This window comes from Corallincola luteus, assembly GCF_004336975.1.
Taxonomy (GTDB): Bacteria; Pseudomonadota; Gammaproteobacteria; order Enterobacterales; family Neiellaceae; genus Corallincola; species Corallincola holothuriorum.
On record NZ_SJXE01000001.1, the window covers coordinates 1,286,783 to 1,302,949 of the forward strand.

Below are 16,167 nucleotides of genomic sequence, written 5' to 3' on the forward strand. Positions count from 1 at the left end.
CTTGGCGGGAGGAGGTTAGGATGAGGGGGATATGCGAAGCAGGTGATGCTTTGCTTGTTGTGGCTCTTTATTCGTTGCAGAGAAGCTCAAAATACCCCTCACCCCAACCCTCTCCCCTTGGAGAGGGGGTTAAAAGCATAAGCCGATGATGGTTCATTGCTAAATTCAGCCGAGTTTATCTTAAGCTGTCTCGCTTAGATCCCTTCTCCCTTGGCGGGAGAAGGTTAGGATGAGGGGGATATGCGAAGCAGGTGATGCTTTGCTTGTTGTGGCTTTTTGTTCGTAGCAGACAAGCTCAAAATACCCCTCACCCCAGCCCTCTCCCCTTGGAGAGGGGGCTAAAAGCATAAGTGATGATGGTTCATTGCTAAAATCAGCCTATTTTCTCTCAAGCTGCCTTGTTTAGATCCCTTCTCCCTTGGCGGGAGAAGGTTAGGATGAGGGGGATTAAAGACTTAGCCAATAAGGCTTTTGACGCTAAAAAACATACTCCCAATTTACCCAGCCATTCCATACGCCGTCTGAATCTTCATCGGCGTTGTCATAGTCTGAATAGGTATAGTCCATACCTACTTCAATGCGGCCATGGAACATAGGCATCAGGTAACTAACGTCCACCTGTTTTGCTTGTTCAGCAATGGGGGCAACGGTGTTTCCTCCAGGTGGTGCTTTGTTTTCATTATCGAAGTTCAGATCCAGATAGCGGAAGTTGCTTTTCCATTGGTGGCCATTACTTCTTATGCCGACAAAGCCTAGAGTGTAACTCTTGGTGTCGTTGTCATAGGTACTACCGATACTACGATCCCAATAGCGGTAGCCACTTTGATATAAGTGGTGTTCGTATGCACAGTTGTGTTGACCATTGCACCAAGGGCCAGTGTCTGTGTACTCAAAAAAGGTACGGATCTGGTTGTCTGCAATTTGGAAACTGATGTCAGCGCCATAAAGGTAGCTTTTGGCTGAAAAAGGAGGGAATTTACTAATTTCAAAGTTATCTTCGCCCATGGTTTCACCATAGATACCGTAGGGGACGCCCCAAGCGGTGTCGCCCCAGCGAAAATCTAACGCGGCTAATTGGTTACCTGGCTCGTCTTCTGTGCCCGTATTGTCATCACCCCCCAGCATATCGCCCCAAGTGCTTAGGCTACAGCTTCTGTCATCACCACATATTTGCGCGGAACGGGACATACCTAACTCTAACTGCGGAATCGGCTTGATAGTGGCGCGGAAGGTCCAGAGCAGGGCATCTTCTACGTATCTGTCATCGTCATTGAGGATGCCAACACCTGTTGAGAGGGTCCATGGGCCTAGCCACTCCAATACCGGAAAATCGAATGGTTCGGCATAGTTACGGCTGATCATCATGGTAGGTATTGGCCGGGCGTTACTGCTCATGGTTAATGCAGTGTCCCACCCTGGCCCCCACCATTGATCAATGACTCCGCCAGTGATCGCCCAGTTGCCGATGATCATGCTTAGATAGGAACCGTCTAAACGCAGATCTTCATCATCTTGCGCATCGTAGGCGTAGGTAGCTTTAAGCTTATAAGCGATACGATTGCCCATCCCTTCATGGCTGATAGAGGCTTCGCCTTTCTCTCTGAGCGGTGTACCAAAATGCTGGAAGCGGGCATCATTAGTGGCTGCGCCAATCGACAGGCTGGTGACACCTTGCTTGTCGTTTTGCTGGGTAAATGCATGGCGCACCCTGTGTACGGCCATCCGTACACTTTCAGGTTGCTCGCTGATAGAAGCTTGATCTATGTCTCTTATTATTCCACTCCACATTAGTGGAAAGGTGTTAACCGGCACGGTGATCACACCAACGTCAGCGAGCATCTGAATATCGGCACGCAGGTGGATCTCATCCGGCGATATCCAAGGCGCAGCGACGCTATTAATTGATATAACAGAAGAAAGCAGTGCCGCGGCGGCACAGGCGAATATACTTTTTGTCATCGAAGAGTTGCTCAAGAGAGTGACATCCCGTGTCTTATAACTTTTGTGCCTATTGTCGCTTGTTCTACGGATAATGAAAAGCGTGGTCTGCGTCGCTTGGTTTGTTTCTTTGCTGCAGGCAAAATAGCGCAATTGATTCTGGCCTAGGTTGTTTGGGAGGCTGTTTGGCAATTCAGCAGATGAAAGGCGCAATGGCGGCGCTGTTTAATTCAGAGCAACACTTACTGGCATTGCCCGAGCAAGTGGTTGCCGTGCGTCGATTGTGTGTTAATCCAAATTCTGATCTTTATGATGTCGAAGAGACGGTGCTAAAAGATCCGGCGTTTAGTGGGTATTTGTTGAAGCTGGCTAATAGTGCGCTATATGGCACGGGAAAGCAGACTTGCCATCAGGTGGCTGACGCTATTAGAAGAATAGGGATACATGCGGTAGGTGAATTGGCGATGATCTATGCGGCTAAGCAGCTGCACGATGCCCGCTGTTTAGATAGCAATATTGCCCAGCGTATGCGTTTGAATTGGCAGCAAAGCTGGAGCCTAGGGCAGGTGGCCACTGAATTGTATTGGCAACATCGCCATCGCGAACCCGCCAAATGCCGACGCTTAGATGCTTCCGATATTTTGACTGCCGCAGTGATGTCGGGGGTTGGTTCGTTAGCTGTATTGACTGCCGCAGACCAAGTGATCACGCGAAGTGCTAATGATGCTGGTGAAGATGAAACTAGCTTGCCAGCGCTTAGCCAAGACACTATTGAGGATATGCTTACTTTGAGCAATAAGTACTTGCAGCTAACGCTACAGCGCTGGGGAATGCAAGACGCTTACGCTCAGGCGTTGGTGAAACCACCGATAGAAGATGGTGAGTTTCACTTCACTCACTACCTTTGGGCGGCCAAACTTTCTACGTCGCCCACCTCTGAACTTGGCCAATGTGAGCGTACTAAGAGTGCACTTAAGCTTCACGGTGTACTGGCAGCATAACCTGCGCTAGTTTCCGCCTTGTTCTTTGTTGGCGTTTACTTATCTCTCTGACACTTCTCCCTTGGTGGGAGAAGTGTCAGAAGTTTTACCTATATCGGCTTTAGCGCCGGGAAAGCTTCTCTCAGTGATGGCATCGGCAGTCGAGGATCTTGCATTCGTTGATCGAATACGAAATCTTGATTCGCGACCACGTGCCAATCCATGTTGTGTTTGGTTTTGATTGCGTTAACGACATCAAAAAATGTCCATTGGCGGTTACTGTCGAGCATATAGGTGTCGCCAGGCAGTTCATAGGCTTTGACTAAGCCTTTCACCGTTTCATTGATTGCGGAACAGGCGGGATACCAGCACTCGCTCGCGCTAATGGTGCCATTACCAGCCGCTGCTTGCTGGCAAAGGTTTTCCAGCATGTTGTTGCCACCGGGTGTTTCATCTATTTGCCAACCCAGGCGTACGATCCGTGCTGACGGCAGCTTATGTCTTATTCCTTGCTCCGCTCGCAGTTTCTCAAAGCCGTAGCCTTCGGCGGCATCTGGTTGGCTGTTGGGGGTGAATGGGCCTATCGCGTGATCGGAAAAAACCATTGCTGTGCTGGTGAATACCAGCTCGATATTGAGCTCTCGGCAGAGGTCTGCTATCTGCAGAGGCCAATCGTGGTTGATACGCCAACCTTCATTTTCCAATCCGGTGCTGCTGGACGCGATGGCCAGATGGAAAATAACATCAGGCTTCACTCGCTGCAGGAATTGGTAGCTTTGGTGCCAGTCGTTGACTGTGACACTGTGGCGATCCCAAGGCAGCACCGTCCAACCCTGATTTTTCAGGTGTTGGCTTAAATGCTTGCCGAGGGTGCCATTGGCGCCGGTAATAATCGCTTTCATGGTACTCCGCTTTTTATTTATGCAGCGGAGGCAATCTCCGCAATGGAACGAATATAGTTGACGTCAAAAGGGCAGTCTACTTGATGCCGTTGGCAAATTCCGTCAGCTTCAGTCGCGAGCGTTAATACTTCCTGCCAATTGGGTTCCGGTTGCTTAACCGTTTCTGCCACAGCATTCGCTATTTCAGCCAGTCGATTAGCATCGTTTTGCTTGTCCATACCTTACTCCAGTGGTGTCAATATTTCGGCAAATTTGCCAGACACTGGAGTTAAAGCATGCAGCGTGCCAATATTCTTTTTTGTTGTCGAGCCTGTCGCTATTCCCGCTATCGTTGCCGTTAGAAGCCGTAAAGGCCGATGTTCTCCAGAAACACGCGTTTTGGTTGTTTCAGCACATAAAGTACGGCGGCCGCCATATCTTCGACCTGTAACCATCCCGGCGATTGATCGGCGACATTATGTGGGCGTGGTACCTGAACTAGGCCAGGACAGAGACTATGTACTTTGATGCCATCACCGCGCACCTCTTCCTGCAAAGCGGCGGCGAAGCCAAGAACGGCAAATTTTGCCGCACAATAGGGGCCAGCGTTGGCATAGCCGTTCTTCGCGGCCTGTGACGCAATATTGATGATATGGCCGGATTGCCGCGCCCGTAAGTTGGGTAGCACCGCTTGGGTCATTAAGAATGTGCCCTTGGCACAGGTATCCATCACCAGATCCCAATTCTCTTCACTGCACGACTCAATACTATCGCCGACTCCTAGGCCGCTGTTATTGATTAGCCCGTCGATACCTCCAAACACTCGCAGCGCCGCTTGAGCCACTTCCTGCACCTGCTGTTTGTTACGCACGTCGGCACCGACGCCTATGGCCCTGCCTGGGCCAATAGCGCTTAAGCGCGCTGCCTCTTGCTCCAATAGCTCTGTCCGACGAGAGGTGAGCACTAAGTTCGCACCCTCGGCGATCAGTGCTTCGGCTATTCCCAAGCCAATACCGCTTGCGCCGCCGGAGATGATGATTGTTTTGCCTTGAATTGATTCCATTAGCTAGATCCTCATTGGTTGTCTCTCTAGTATTTTCATCTCTTGAGTGCTAAATTCAACCCTGTGGTGCGAATTGTCTCGCACTTTGGTTCGAGTTTCGGTTGTGAATTTTTCGTAATGGAGAAAGCGTGTGAGTGAAGAAGCCAGTTTTGCGACGCGTCTAAGGGAGTTAATGGGAGAGCAGAGTGTCAGTGCCTTTGCTCGGCGTGTTGAGTTAAGTGAAAGTCTGGTGCGTAAATATTTGTCCGGCTCGGAGCCAAGCCTGAGTAAAGCCAACCAGATCGCTATGAAAGCGAACTGCTCATTAGAGTGGTTAGCGACCGGCTGTGGCTATGAATATCGTAAGGCCGAAGTGGTGGATATGGAAGCGCTAGAGAAGTCGGTTCAATTAACTATGACCATGGCTGAACAGAATGACCTCAGCGTGGCAAATGAGAAGGTGATGAAGGTTATTGTGGCGACTTATCAATATCTCCGTGCGACGAAGAAGAAAGATGGCTACTTCGATCTTGATGAGGCCACGCCGTTCGTTCGTTATGTCATGGGATTGTGCGATTAGTCAGTGAACGAAGACTTGGATACAGGCCGTCGTTCACTAACTCGTGGGCGTTAGTCAAAGCTGTATGAAAGCTTGATCGCATATTCCCAATTGGTTTCTTCCGCCTCTTCGAAAGGCTCAGAGTCATACTCCACTTCAGCTTCTAGGTGAAGTGCTAACGCTTCCGTGATACCAAACTTAATACCGCCGCTGCCGGTTGCTCTTAAATCACCAAGGTCGTCGAGCACTGGTTGTAAATAGAGCTGGCCGTAGAGGGTGTACGGAAAGGCATCTGCGCGGTCCCACACCCATTTGGCGTAAAAATTTCCACGCCAGTTGTTATTTTCTTCATTTTGACTGTCTGATTCTTCATGTTCAAAGAACCCCCCAGCCCCTAAGCTAGTGTACAGCTTGCCTTCATCTGATTTGTCTTCAAAGCGCCAGCGAACGCCGCTGCCCAAAAGTTCACGGCTGGAAAGATCATCAAATTTGTCATATTGATATTGAGCAAATAGCTCCCAGTCCAACATCGGGCGGAAAAAATTGTTTTCTGTCCAGCGTCCATGGACAAACAGATCGTCCTCATCCTTAACGTCATTGGTTTCAGCGTAGTTATAGTTGGACAGCAATAACGCTGTTCGTTGCTCTTTTACGTGTCGGAGTATGAGATTAGCAGCGTACTCTTTTTCATCTTTTGTACCTGATTCACCTTCAAGGCCAATGCCGACAGAGCCGCCCCAGCCTTGATTTGGGTTCTCTTTGGTATCGATAGGGGTGATGGCCTGACTGCTGAAGCTTGTGACGAAAAGTAGGCCGCATAAACTGATTGTTCTTATCTTTTGCATGGAAAATTGCGCATCGAGTTAACATCCGAGTTACATCCTATCAGTGTCAATTTTGAAGAAAAGTGAAAAAGCAGGATGTTCTAATTATTAGAACGAAAATGGCTATTTTTTACGATTTTATCCGCTAAATTAGCTTGTATTATAGAGGCTCCAGATAAGGAGCAACCCGATGAAAAAACTACTTGTACTGAACAACAGCATTCTTGCAGAGCAGAGTCAATCGAGCCAATTGACACACCATTACGTTGAGAAGTGGTTGGCGGCGCATGCCGATGGTGTTGTGATCTCTCGTGATCTCGGCTTAGAGCCGATCCCTCACCTAGATGGAAAGATGTTGTCAGCGTGGTCTACGCCTGTAGAGGAGAGAAGTCCTGAACAGCGGCAATTGGCATTGATCAGTGATCAACTCATTGAAGAGTTAATGGCTGCAGATGAAGTGGTGGTTGGTATGCCTATGTATAACTTTGGTGTGCCTTCAGGCTTTAAGGCTTGGATTGATCATATTGCCAGAGCCGGAGTGACGTTTCGCTATACAGAAAGTGGGCCTGAAGGATTGCTCAATAATACAAAGGTGATTGTCGCTGCAACCCGTGGCGGTTTGTATGCCGGTACGGAAAAAGACACACAAACACGCTATCTAACTGATGTATTGGCATTTTTGGGGCTTACCGATGTAGCGTTTGTATATGCTGAAGGGCTGGCGATGGGGGCAGACGGTGCCGCCGAAGCACTTACTCATGCTAAGACCGCATTAACTGAATTAGCCGGTAGTTCGCACTAAAAGAGCCGAATAATCGGCTCTGAGTTAGGTTGTTGAAGTTCTTTACTGCTCCTGACCATATGACGCCGCCGAGCATAATGCCGGGCGGCTTCCACTTAGCTGGCGGTTTACTTCTTTTCCCATACCGCGAAGTTGTTGCCAAAGGTGCTTAGTTGCCAGCCACTGCCTGGCGACCAGTTATTTGGACCGATCTTCATAGCAACTTTGCCGCCAATGATCGCTGCATACAGTCCATTTTGCGAGGCTTTAACATTGACACTGGACGTTGAGGTCAGGCCGGCTCGTTTGCGAATATCGATCAGGTTTTTTATCTCACCGCGTAAGCCCCAGTCATAAACGTGTGGCCAATAAACCGTTGGAATACCTGGGTGGGTAAGGATATAGGCGTAACCTTGCATCACTTTGTCGCAAGGGACTGGCCAATGGTTCTGTCCAACACCGCATGATTGTGATGGACCGGTGTCGTGATTATCGACGAAGGTCACCATTTTTTGTGGCCACCAACCGATACCGCCAGCGGGTTTGCCTGAGCCATCTTTAAGGCGCCAGTACTCGTTACTACTCAGTGCCTTATTGAGCAAGCCTTTGGTGGTGAAATCGAAGGCGGCGCAGCTGCCCTGTGTACCATCAACATAGTCCATTAACTGCTTGCGATGCGCATCGACGTCATTGTAGTAAAGGTTGGTCCAAACCTCGCCAACACAAAAGTTTGGATTGGTACCGTCATGATAGACTTTTGCGTAGTAAGGGCTGTAGCCTTTTGAATAGTCATATCGCCAACCGCTAAAACCAACGTCTTTGAGTACGTTATTCATCCATGACTTGATACCATCTTGCACACCTGTGTTGGTGTGGTCGAGATCGCGCGCGGCAGCGTAGCCGTCGCCAGTGTCCCAGTTACCGGTAGAGCCAGTCCATTCATCATCACGGGTGACCGACCAGGAACCCCAAGTGGGGTTTGTGAAATCGCCCCAATTAGTGGTGCCGACTCGATGATTCACCACAATGTCAGCTACGGCTTTTATGCCTTTGTTGTTCAAGGCTGTGATGGCGCTCTTCAGCTGGCTTTTAGAGCCATAGTTAGAGTCCAATTTGTTTAACTGGCGGGGCAGGTAGCCTTCGCTGGAAGCTGCGTCTGAGGGTGGCGGGAACCAGACATGGGTGATCCCGAGGGATTGCATATCCGATGCTTTGCCTTTCATTATGTTGTACCAACCGTACTGATGCGAGTTCCAATGGAACCCCTGAAGTAGCACGGCACTACTACTCTTGTTCTGTTCTGTTGCGGCATGTGATTGGGTGGCGGCACCTATACTGGCTGCGAGGCAGCAAGCTAAGCCTAATACCTTAATCTTCATTATTATATCCTGTTTAATAAGGTTTGTTTTTACTCTACCGTAGGGCAGGGACACTTAGGCGTGTCAACAAACAATCCTACACAGTCAAATAATTGACGCACTGGTTGCGCAGTGAGAATGGTCACAAAAGAGTATCGATTAGTTTGTTTATTGAGCGATTTGCAAGCGAGATCAAATGAGCAAAAACTGAATTGTGAGCTGGCTCTCTTTAAGTTTTTGACAATAAAAAGAGCGGCTAATTAGCCGCTCTTTTTCTGCTTTCTAAGTGACCTAAATCACGCTGGTTTAATAGGATTCGTTATGAACACCTACAGAGCGACCAGATGGATCATTCAGGTTCTGGAAACTTTCATCCCACTTTAAGGCTTCCGGTGTCGAACAAGCGACAGATTTGCCATGTGGAACCGTGCGGAGAACGCTTTCATTGTTACCGAAGTGTTCTTCAAATATCTGGCGGTACATGATCGCTTCTTTGCTGTCTGGGGTGTTGATCGGGAAGCGGAACTCGACATTTTCCAACTGTTGGTCAGAGATCTCCGCGTCAGCAATCTCTTTCAGAGTATCGATCCAAGAGTAGCCAACGCCATCAGAGAACTGCTCTTTTTGACGCCAAGCAACGCTTTCTGGCAGATAGTGAGCAAAACACTCACGGAGTACCTGTTTCTCGATCTTATCGCCTCGACACATCTTGTCTTCTGGATTGATGCGCATCGCTACGTCCAGGAACTCTTTATCCAGGAATGGTACGCGTGCTTCAACACCCCAAGCGGCCATCGACTTATTGGCACGAAGGCAATCAAATAGATTTAATTTTTCCAGTTTGCGGTTTAGCTCTTCGTGAAACTCTTTTGAGTTAGGTGCTTTGTGGAAATAGAGGTAGCCACCAAATATCTCATCAGCGCCTTCACCGGATAACACCATCTTAATACCCATGGCTTTAATCTTACGAGCCATCAAGTACATAGGGGTTGATGCACGAATGGTGGTGACATCATAAGTTTCGAGGTGATAGATCACGTCGCGTACGGCATCTAAGCCTTCTTGTACGGTAAAGTGGATCTCGTGGTGCTGGGTGCCAATATGGTTAGCCACTTCGCGGGCAGCTAATAGATCGGGAGAGCCCTCTAAACCAACCGCAAACGAGTGCAGACGCGGCCACCAGGCTTCTGATTCTTCATTGTCTTCGACACGGCGTGCAGCGTATTTATGGGCAACGGCAGAGATCACTGATGAATCAAGGCCACCAGAAAGCAGTACTCCGTAAGGTACGTCAGACATCAGTTGACGTTTAACGGCGGCTTCAAGAGCAGAACGCAGATCTTCACGGCTAGTGCTGTTATCTTTCACAGCATCGTAACTTTGCCAGTCACGTTTATAGTAGGGGCGAATTTCACCCTCTTCGCTACTCAGATAGTGTCCAGGGGGGAAGGTTTCTACTTTATTACATACCGGTGTCAGCGCTTTTAGCTCTGAAGCAACGTAAAAATTGCCATGCTCGTCCCAGCCGATATACAACGGGATGATACCTATGTGATCACGGGCGATCAGGTAGCTGTTCTTCTCTGCATCGTAGAGGGTGAAGGCAAACATGCCATTCAGGTCGTCGATGAAGTTAATCCCTTTCTCTTTATACAGAGCCAGGATCACTTCACAGTCTGATTTTGTTTGAAACTGGAAGTCGACGTTCAGTTCGGCTGCCAACTCTTTGTGGTTATATATCTCACCATTCACTGCGAGTGCGTGAGTTTTTTCCGGGTTCAGCAACGGCTGGGCGCCGGTATTGACGTCAACAATCGACAAACGTTCGTGGGCCAATATTGCGTTATCATTTGCGTAGATGCCTGACCAGTCAGGGCCACGGTGGCGCATTAGCTTAGAAAGCTGTAATGCCTGCTTACGCAACTCTGCCGGGTCGGTCTTTATGTCAAGAATGCCGAAAATAGAACACATACCGTTCCCTGTCTCCTGAATACGTCTCTGATGGGTGTGGGCACTGACTTTAGCACATTGCCCACAGACCAGTAATGGTCTTAGCACTCTGCCATTCTATGGGTAAAAATCAAGTAAAAAGTCACTTTGAGCGCATAAATATGTAGTTTTTATGCAGTTGCGGTGAAAAATAGTGGCGGAGGGGGATAAACATCGGTCAAGGTAACAAAGGCTACCTTGACCGTTTTAGAATAACAAGATTACTGCACGTTTTCAGCGTCGCTAAACATGCCTTGGAACAGCACGCTGGACAGGTAACGTTCAGCTGAGCTTGGCAGGATCACAACAATGTTCTTATCCTTGAACTCATCTGTTTCAGCAAGGCGCTTCGCAGCAACTACTGCTGCACCTGAACTGATACCAGCCAAGATCCCTTCTTCTTCCATTAGGCGGCGAGCCATATCAATGGCATCAGCACTATTGACCTGCTCAACACGGTCGACCATCTCCAAGTCTAAGTTACCAGGAATAAAGCCTGCACCGATACCTTGGATCTTGTGTGGACCCGGTGTTAAATCTTCGCCCGCTTTTGCTTGCGCAATTACTGGAGATTCAACAGGCTCAACAGCAACAGTGACTACGTCTTTGCCTTTTTCCAGCTTCAGATAGCGGCTCACACCTGTGATAGTACCGCCGGTACCCACACCTGCGATAAATACATCAACTTCACCGTCTGTGTCTTCCCAGATCTCAGGGCCTGTGGTTTTTACATGGATCTCAGGGTTAGCTGGGTTATCAAACTGCTGTAGTAAAACAACTTTATCCGGGTTCGCGTCACGGATCTCTTCAGCTTTGGCAACGGCACCTTTCATACCTTTGGCACCGTCTGTCAGTACTACTTTGGCTCCCAGAGCAACTAACAACTTACGGCGTTCCAGACTCATGGTGTTTGGCATGGTCAGGGTCAGCTTGTAACCTCTTGCTGCAGCAACGAAGGCCAGCGCGATACCGGTGTTGCCAGAAGTGGGTTCAACCAACTCTTTATCTTTCGTCAGTTCGCCACGCTTTTCAGCATCCCAAATCATGTTAGCGCCGATACGGCACTTAACACTGAAGCTTGGGTTACGGGCTTCAACTTTTGCAAATACATTACCGCCGGTCACGCGGTTCAGTTTTACCAGCGGCGTACGGCCGATAGTTTGAGAATTATCTTCGTAGACTTTCATGGATCCGATCCCTTGTGTTCCGACTTATTGAATTTGTACGGGGTCAAGCATACTCAACCAAACCAAATAATATAAAGGTATATTTTGTTATATCGTTATTGCATAAGCGAATAGAACTTATTTCGCCGAAATAGTTCCGCAATGGTGAGATAAATCATGCTGTTGCTTATGCCCTCATATTATCTGAGGACATAAGCGATCATTGCGACGGCGGCGAGCACAAAGATGACAACCTCAACGGCGGTGACGATCAATGCGCTGCGGCTGTAGGGCTCTTCAGCATAAAGCTGGCTATCTGGTGTAGGTTCATCAGCGCAAGGATGCTCCAGCCGTTCAGCAATGGATTGGCTGAGAGCGGGGGAGGCTATGTTGGCTTGGCTCTGTGATGTGGCTTGTTGCGGTGTTGTTGTTTTTTTATCCGCAACGGTTGATGCTGTATCTGTCTCAACTGCAACAGCTTTTTCTACTTTAACTTTGGCTTCAGCTTTTTTTATCTCCGGCTGCGTTATCTCTTGCTGGCTTCTCTGGGTGAGAAGAATTTCATCTTCTAAGCCATCGCTGTTGTGTAGTGGCTGCGCTTTTGGCTTTTCTGGCTCGCTCGTTGTCGCGGTAGATGGTTGGCTTGGCTCACCAGCAACGTCCGATTTTCGCTCACCTGTTTCAGATGTTTTTTGCTGTTCTTGTTCTTGTTCTTGTTCTTGTTCTTGTCCGTCGCTTGCCGCTTTTGTTTGCGGTTCTTTAGGCGCTGCAACATCGTTGGTCTGAGTGGTTTTCGCCGACTTATCAGTTTTGGTTGTTTCGCTACTGTCACCATTGACCTGTTTTACCTGCGCCGTAGACGCGGTAGAAGCCAGCGGTTGCTCATTTATGCTCGACTCATCTTTCTCGGCCTTGTTTTCCGTCTTACTTAGCGCAGGCTTGTCAGTTGTTTTATTACTCTCTTTTTTAACTGCCGGTTTGGCCGTGGCGGCTGGTTGACTCAAGAGCGTATGCAGTTTGGCGATCAGTTCGTTAACTGCACTTTGTGATTTTTCTCGGTCGAAAATAGTGAAGCGAGAGAGTTGCGGTAAGCGCACCAGTACTCTGGCTGCAGCCCCTTTGCCAAGAGGATAAACTTTGGCACTGATGTTACCCCAGTTCAGCTTAATGGTGTCGACATCAGCTTGCTTAAGCGCTTCGCCACTGAGGATCTCGTAGAGATCGGTGGCGGTGTGATCATCAATACATATCACGATCTTAGCGTTTAGCGGTGGCAGTATCTCCGCCCACAACTTTTTCGCGAACTGGTGCGCATCTGCCTCATTGTGGAGGGTGTCAGCACTGGTCGCGCGGAAAGGGATGTAGTGCGCGGTCATACTGCGTTGTAGCAGTGCATCGCCAGAGCAATAGAATAATCGGGCAAATTGACGAAACATGGCCTGAACCTGCTTCTGTAACGGCGCGCGCCCTATGGCATGGTTGCCCCACTGCTCCGTCGCAAAAATACTGCCTTGCTCTGCACTTGCAGAAAAAACTGTGTCCGGATGGTATTCGGTGAGCGGCAGAGGGGTGAAGAAAATAATGTCGGCCCCTTTCTTGAAGGTGTTTTTTGGCGAAGTGAGAAACTGCCACCCCTCAGAGTGTCCCTGTGCGTCGTAGGCATGCTGAATTCTTTCACTGGCAAGCTTGAATACCCTGGTTTGGGGCATGAATGGCTCCGTCAACAATCAATCCGTAGTCTGCCTAAGGTTAATATGAGTTCCACTGTTATTAAAGGGAATTGGCGGTGATATATCTTCAGAGCAAAAAATAACACGCCGGTCGATATTCCGACCGGCGCAAATAAGCGTCGGGAGAACGCGTTGGTAGGAAAGGGAGCGTCCATGCTCGACACGAGAGATCAACAACGGGCAGTCCCCGGGCGGTCACCGTGTGTTCCAGCCGCTGATGCGGCAAAGTGTCATGTTGGTTGGCCAAAGGTGCGTCATTACTCATTGGCCGAGTCTTCCCAAATATCCGCCGAAGCGAAACTAGCCGACGATAACCAGCACTATCATCAGTGCTGAGATGGCTGCTAGATTTTGAAAACAAAGCATTGTGTTTCTCCTTCGAAATTAGATCTCGATTAGCTTGCTTGTCACAAGCTGGCTATTGGTACACAGATGCTGAAATAGGGTAGGAGGGAAGGCTGAACAGTCTTCCTATTACCGGCAACCCCGCTGTCATAGGTTTCCCCTTAGATCGGTGGCTTTGCGTCCCAGCTTTTCAACTGGTTTGCCTTTATCAGCTATGTAAAATTATTTGACACTTTCTCTTTTTTAGCAAGTCGAAATAGCGCTGTTTGATGGTTCTGTGATCTGTTACGTAAATGTTAACCTCGGTGTTTTTTTAATCGGCCGACGTGACCGACAGGGGGGAGCTACGAGGGGAATTTGACCCAGTAGCTATCTAATCGTTATTGTCTGCTCTCTTCACTGCCACTGCTTGAGAATTGGATGCTCGAACAAATCACGCTGCTGATCGTCTCTTTGATTGCTAATACCTTTTCGGCATTTTCCGGCGGAGGAGCCGGTTTGTTGCAATTTCCGCTACTCATCTTTTTGGGGTTACCGTTTGCCGTGGCTTTGGCAACGCATAAGATCGCCAGTGTGGCGCTGGGCGTTGGTGCATTAGTGCGGCATGCGAAAGAGCGTACGCTAACCCTCCGATTGTCACTGGAGATGTTGCTATTCGGCGTACCGGGCGTATTGCTTGGCGCACGTACGATTTTGTCAGTGCCGGAACAGATGGCACAAACCGCTTTAGGCTGTTTGACGATTGGTTTGGGGCTGTATTCCGCCACTAAGAAGCAGCTGGGCGTGACACAAGTGTTGCGGGCCACTGGCCTGAGGACTTCCGCCATTGGTGGCCTGGGTTTGTTTGTCATCGGTGTGCTGAATGGTTCATTGACGTCGGGAACGGGTTTGTTTGTGACTCTGTGGTTAGTGCTCTGGTATGGCCTCGATTATAAGCGGGCAGTGGCATTTACCTTGGTCTGGGTAGGCGTTGTCTGGAATGGTTCAGGTGCCGTGGTATTAGGTGTGCTTGGGGAAGTGCAATGGAGCTGGTTACCGGCTTTGCTGTTGGGCTCGCTATTGGGCGGCTATTTAGGTGCTCATCTGGCTATTGCCAAAGGGAGCCGGTGGATAAAGCGAGCATTTGAAGTGGTCACGATTGCGGCGGGACTTGCTTTGCTGGCTAAGGTCTATCTGTAGCAGCTAACTCTTCGCAGTTTTGAGGTCGGTAAAAATTAGAAAAAGCCTATGTCATGTTGATGCCATAGGCTTTTTCTGTTTATGCGTCGGCAAATGTCACTGAAACCGCGCTGGCAACCTCTGTTGCACGTGTCAGTGCCTGCTCGATGCTTTCGCCGCGAGCCAAGGCTACGCCCATCCTGCGTGTACCGGCTAGTTCCTGCTTACCAAATAAACGTAGTTGTGCAGTAGGCACTGCCAAGGCATTGGTTAAGTTGCCGAAGATTAGATCCCTGGAGTTCCCTTCGGGTAACAGCACGGCAGATGCGCTAGGACCTCTGTGACTGATTTCGCCAATTGGCAAACCAAGAATCGCTCTTACGTGGAGGGCAAATTCAGACAGATCTTGAGAGATCAATGTCACCATGCCCGTGTCATGGGGGCGTGGTGAGACTTCACTGAATAGTACCTGATCCCCTTTCACAAACAACTCGACACCGTATAGGCCAAAACCGCCGAGGGCTTTCACTACTTTTTCCGCCACGGCTTGAGCGGCTACCAGCGCCGTTTGGCTCATCTGTTGTGGTTGCCAGCTTTCCCGATAATCGCCATCTTCCTGCCTGTGGCCGATCGGATCACAGAAATGCACACCGTCAGATGCCAATACCGTGAGTAGGGTGATCTCATAATCGAAGTCGACAAACCCTTCAACGATCACGCGGCCACCACCAGCGCGTCCCCCTTCCTGAGCGTACTGCCAAGCGTCGGTGATATCACTGGTTTGGCGGATCACACTCTGACCTTTACCAGAAGAGCTCATGATGGGTTTTATCACACACGGCATGCCAACCGCGGCGACACCAGCAGTGAGTTCTTCCTGCGTATCAGCAAAGCGATAGGGTGATGTGGGGATCTGTAGCTCTTCTGCAGCCAGTCGTCTGATGCCTTCGCGATTCATGGTGAGTTGCGTGGTGCGGGCGTTGGGAACGACTTTTACTCCCTCTTGCTCTAGGGCAATCAAGGTATCGGTGGCGATCGCTTCGATTTCAGGAATTATATAATCCGGTTGTTCTTTTTCGACGATCGCACGCAATGCATCGCCATCAAGCATATCAATGACATAACTACGATGGGCTACCTGCATCGCAGGGGCATCGGCGTAGCGATCGGTGGCGATGGTTTCAACCCCTAATCGCTGTAGCTCGATGACTACCTCTTTGCCTAATTCACCACTGCCCAGCAGCAGTGCTTTGGTGGCGTGAGACGCGCCTGGTGTACCTATCATCCCATGTTCCTTTTCATTCAATAGTGAATTGAAATTTCCGCGACATTATAGCCGTGGTTAGTCTCTTTGAGTTGACTAGGCGCAGTTTCTTTTGCGCATTTTGTTGACGCCGTTGCCTGGCGGCCTGCAGG

General features: G+C 49.3%; 15 protein-coding genes and 1 riboswitch. Of the genes, 5 read left to right on the plus strand and 10 right to left on the minus strand.

What is annotated here, in order from left to right; translation table 11 throughout:
* Positions 1-477: 477 nt before the first annotated feature.
* Positions 478-1,959, minus strand: coding sequence for a capsule assembly Wzi family protein (locus EZV61_RS05690; protein ID WP_131414589.1), 1,482 nt, complete (start codon positions 1,957-1,959; stop codon positions 478-480).
* 164 nt (positions 1,960-2,123) lie between these two features.
* On the opposite strand from EZV61_RS05690, the gene EZV61_RS05695 reads away from it, so the two are divergent.
* Positions 2,124-2,939 (plus strand): HDOD domain-containing protein, encoded by an 816-nt coding sequence (locus EZV61_RS05695; protein ID WP_131414590.1) that lies wholly within the window; start codon positions 2,124-2,126, stop codon positions 2,937-2,939.
* 89 nt (positions 2,940-3,028) lie between these two features.
* Here EZV61_RS05695 and EZV61_RS05700 read toward each other — a convergent pair whose 3' ends face one another.
* The 3 genes from EZV61_RS05700 to EZV61_RS05710 all read right to left on the minus strand — a co-directional run bounded on the left by EZV61_RS05700 (position 3,029) and on the right by EZV61_RS05710 (position 4,862).
* Positions 3,029-3,820, minus strand: coding sequence for a sugar nucleotide-binding protein (locus tag EZV61_RS05700; RefSeq protein ID WP_130566003.1), 792 nt, complete (start codon positions 3,818-3,820; stop codon positions 3,029-3,031).
* Between the two features lie 17 nt (positions 3,821-3,837).
* Entirely contained in the window at positions 3,838-4,038 is a 201-nt protein-coding gene (locus EZV61_RS05705) for a hypothetical protein (RefSeq protein WP_114337784.1), read from the minus strand.
* 119 nt (positions 4,039-4,157) lie between these two features.
* Positions 4,158-4,862, minus strand: coding sequence for an SDR family oxidoreductase (locus EZV61_RS05710; protein ID WP_114337785.1), 705 nt, complete (start codon positions 4,860-4,862; stop codon positions 4,158-4,160).
* A 130-nt stretch (positions 4,863-4,992) separates the two neighbouring features.
* Here EZV61_RS05710 and EZV61_RS05715 point away from each other — a divergent pair, with 130 nt between their 5' ends.
* Positions 4,993-5,421, plus strand: a complete 429-nt coding sequence (locus tag EZV61_RS05715) for a helix-turn-helix domain-containing protein (protein ID WP_233496447.1) — start codon at positions 4,993-4,995, stop codon at positions 5,419-5,421.
* A gap of 50 nt (positions 5,422-5,471) precedes the next feature.
* On the opposite strand, the gene EZV61_RS05720 is transcribed toward EZV61_RS05715, so the two are convergent.
* On the minus strand, positions 5,472-6,245 hold the full coding sequence (locus EZV61_RS05720) for a DUF481 domain-containing protein (RefSeq protein ID WP_131414591.1): 774 nt from the start codon (positions 6,243-6,245) through the stop codon (positions 5,472-5,474).
* Positions 6,246-6,414: 169 nt separating this feature from the next.
* Here EZV61_RS05720 and EZV61_RS05725 point away from each other — a divergent pair, with 169 nt between their 5' ends.
* Positions 6,415-7,026 (plus strand): FMN-dependent NADH-azoreductase, encoded by a 612-nt coding sequence (locus EZV61_RS05725; RefSeq protein ID WP_131414592.1) that lies wholly within the window; start codon positions 6,415-6,417, stop codon positions 7,024-7,026.
* 107 nt (positions 7,027-7,133) lie between these two features.
* Here EZV61_RS05725 and EZV61_RS05730 read toward each other — a convergent pair whose 3' ends face one another.
* The 4 genes from EZV61_RS05730 to EZV61_RS05745 form a co-directional block, all read right to left on the minus strand.
* Positions 7,134-8,384 carry a glucan 1,4-alpha-maltotetraohydrolase domain-containing protein gene (locus EZV61_RS05730; protein WP_170308592.1) on the minus strand — a complete coding sequence of 417 codons (1,251 nt, stop codon included), beginning with the start codon at positions 8,382-8,384 and terminating at the stop codon, positions 7,134-7,136.
* A 285-nt stretch (positions 8,385-8,669) separates the two neighbouring features.
* Positions 8,670-10,334, minus strand: coding sequence for an asparagine synthase B (gene asnB / locus EZV61_RS05735; protein ID WP_114337788.1), 1,665 nt, complete (start codon positions 10,332-10,334; stop codon positions 8,670-8,672).
* 239 nt (positions 10,335-10,573) lie between these two features.
* Complete coding sequence (gene cysK / locus EZV61_RS05740; RefSeq protein WP_114337789.1) at positions 10,574-11,539, minus strand: cysteine synthase A; 966 nt, start codon at positions 11,537-11,539, stop codon at positions 10,574-10,576.
* Between the two features lie 179 nt (positions 11,540-11,718).
* Positions 11,719-13,227, minus strand: a complete 1,509-nt coding sequence (locus tag EZV61_RS05745; protein WP_131414593.1) for a hypothetical protein — start codon at positions 13,225-13,227, stop codon at positions 11,719-11,721.
* 174 nt (positions 13,228-13,401) lie between these two features.
* Here EZV61_RS05745 and EZV61_RS05750 point away from each other — a divergent pair, with 174 nt between their 5' ends.
* The gene (locus EZV61_RS05750; protein ID WP_131414594.1) at positions 13,402-13,584 is read left to right on the plus strand and encodes a hypothetical protein; all 183 of its coding nucleotides are present in this window, start codon (positions 13,402-13,404) and stop codon (positions 13,582-13,584) included.
* Between the two features lie 140 nt (positions 13,585-13,724).
* Positions 13,725-13,807: riboswitch (cyclic di-GMP riboswitch) on the minus strand.
* Positions 13,808-14,013: 206 nt separating this feature from the next.
* Entirely contained in the window at positions 14,014-14,772 is a 759-nt protein-coding gene (locus tag EZV61_RS05755; RefSeq protein WP_130565998.1) for a sulfite exporter TauE/SafE family protein, read from the plus strand.
* A gap of 79 nt (positions 14,773-14,851) precedes the next feature.
* Here the strand turns inward: EZV61_RS05755 and purT are convergent, their stop codons facing one another.
* A complete protein-coding gene (purT, locus tag EZV61_RS05760) occupies positions 14,852-16,036 on the minus strand; it encodes a formate-dependent phosphoribosylglycinamide formyltransferase (protein ID WP_131414595.1) in 1,185 nt (394 codons plus the stop codon).
* Between the last annotated feature and the right edge of the window lie 131 nt (positions 16,037-16,167).

Coding starts and splice junctions, on each gene's coding strand:
- EZV61_RS05750 (WP_131414594.1), top strand. CDS start 13,402: ATGCTCGACACGAGAGATCAACAACGGGCAGTCCCCGGGCGGTCACCG.
- EZV61_RS05745 (WP_131414593.1), bottom strand. CDS start 13,227: ATGCCCCAAACCAGGGTATTCAAGCTTGCCAGTGAAAGAATTCAGCAT.
- EZV61_RS05720 (WP_131414591.1), bottom strand. CDS start 6,245: ATGCAAAAGATAAGAACAATCAGTTTATGCGGCCTACTTTTCGTCACA.
- purT (WP_131414595.1), bottom strand. CDS start 16,036: ATGATAGGTACACCAGGCGCGTCTCACGCCACCAAAGCACTGCTGCTG.
- EZV61_RS05730 (WP_170308592.1), bottom strand. CDS start 8,384: ATGAAGATTAAGGTATTAGGCTTAGCTTGCTGCCTCGCAGCCAGTATA.
- cysK (WP_114337789.1), bottom strand. CDS start 11,539: ATGAAAGTCTACGAAGATAATTCTCAAACTATCGGCCGTACGCCGCTG.
- EZV61_RS05700 (WP_130566003.1), bottom strand. CDS start 3,820: ATGAAAGCGATTATTACCGGCGCCAATGGCACCCTCGGCAAGCATTTA.
- EZV61_RS05710 (WP_114337785.1), bottom strand. CDS start 4,862: ATGGAATCAATTCAAGGCAAAACAATCATCATCTCCGGCGGCGCAAGC.
- asnB (WP_114337788.1), bottom strand. CDS start 10,334: ATGTGTTCTATTTTCGGCATTCTTGACATAAAGACCGACCCGGCAGAG.
- EZV61_RS05725 (WP_131414592.1), top strand. CDS start 6,415: ATGAAAAAACTACTTGTACTGAACAACAGCATTCTTGCAGAGCAGAGT.
- EZV61_RS05705 (WP_114337784.1), bottom strand. CDS start 4,038: ATGGACAAGCAAAACGATGCTAATCGACTGGCTGAAATAGCGAATGCT.
- EZV61_RS05755 (WP_130565998.1), top strand. CDS start 14,014: ATGCTCGAACAAATCACGCTGCTGATCGTCTCTTTGATTGCTAATACC.
- EZV61_RS05690 (WP_131414589.1), bottom strand. CDS start 1,959: ATGACAAAAAGTATATTCGCCTGTGCCGCCGCGGCACTGCTTTCTTCT.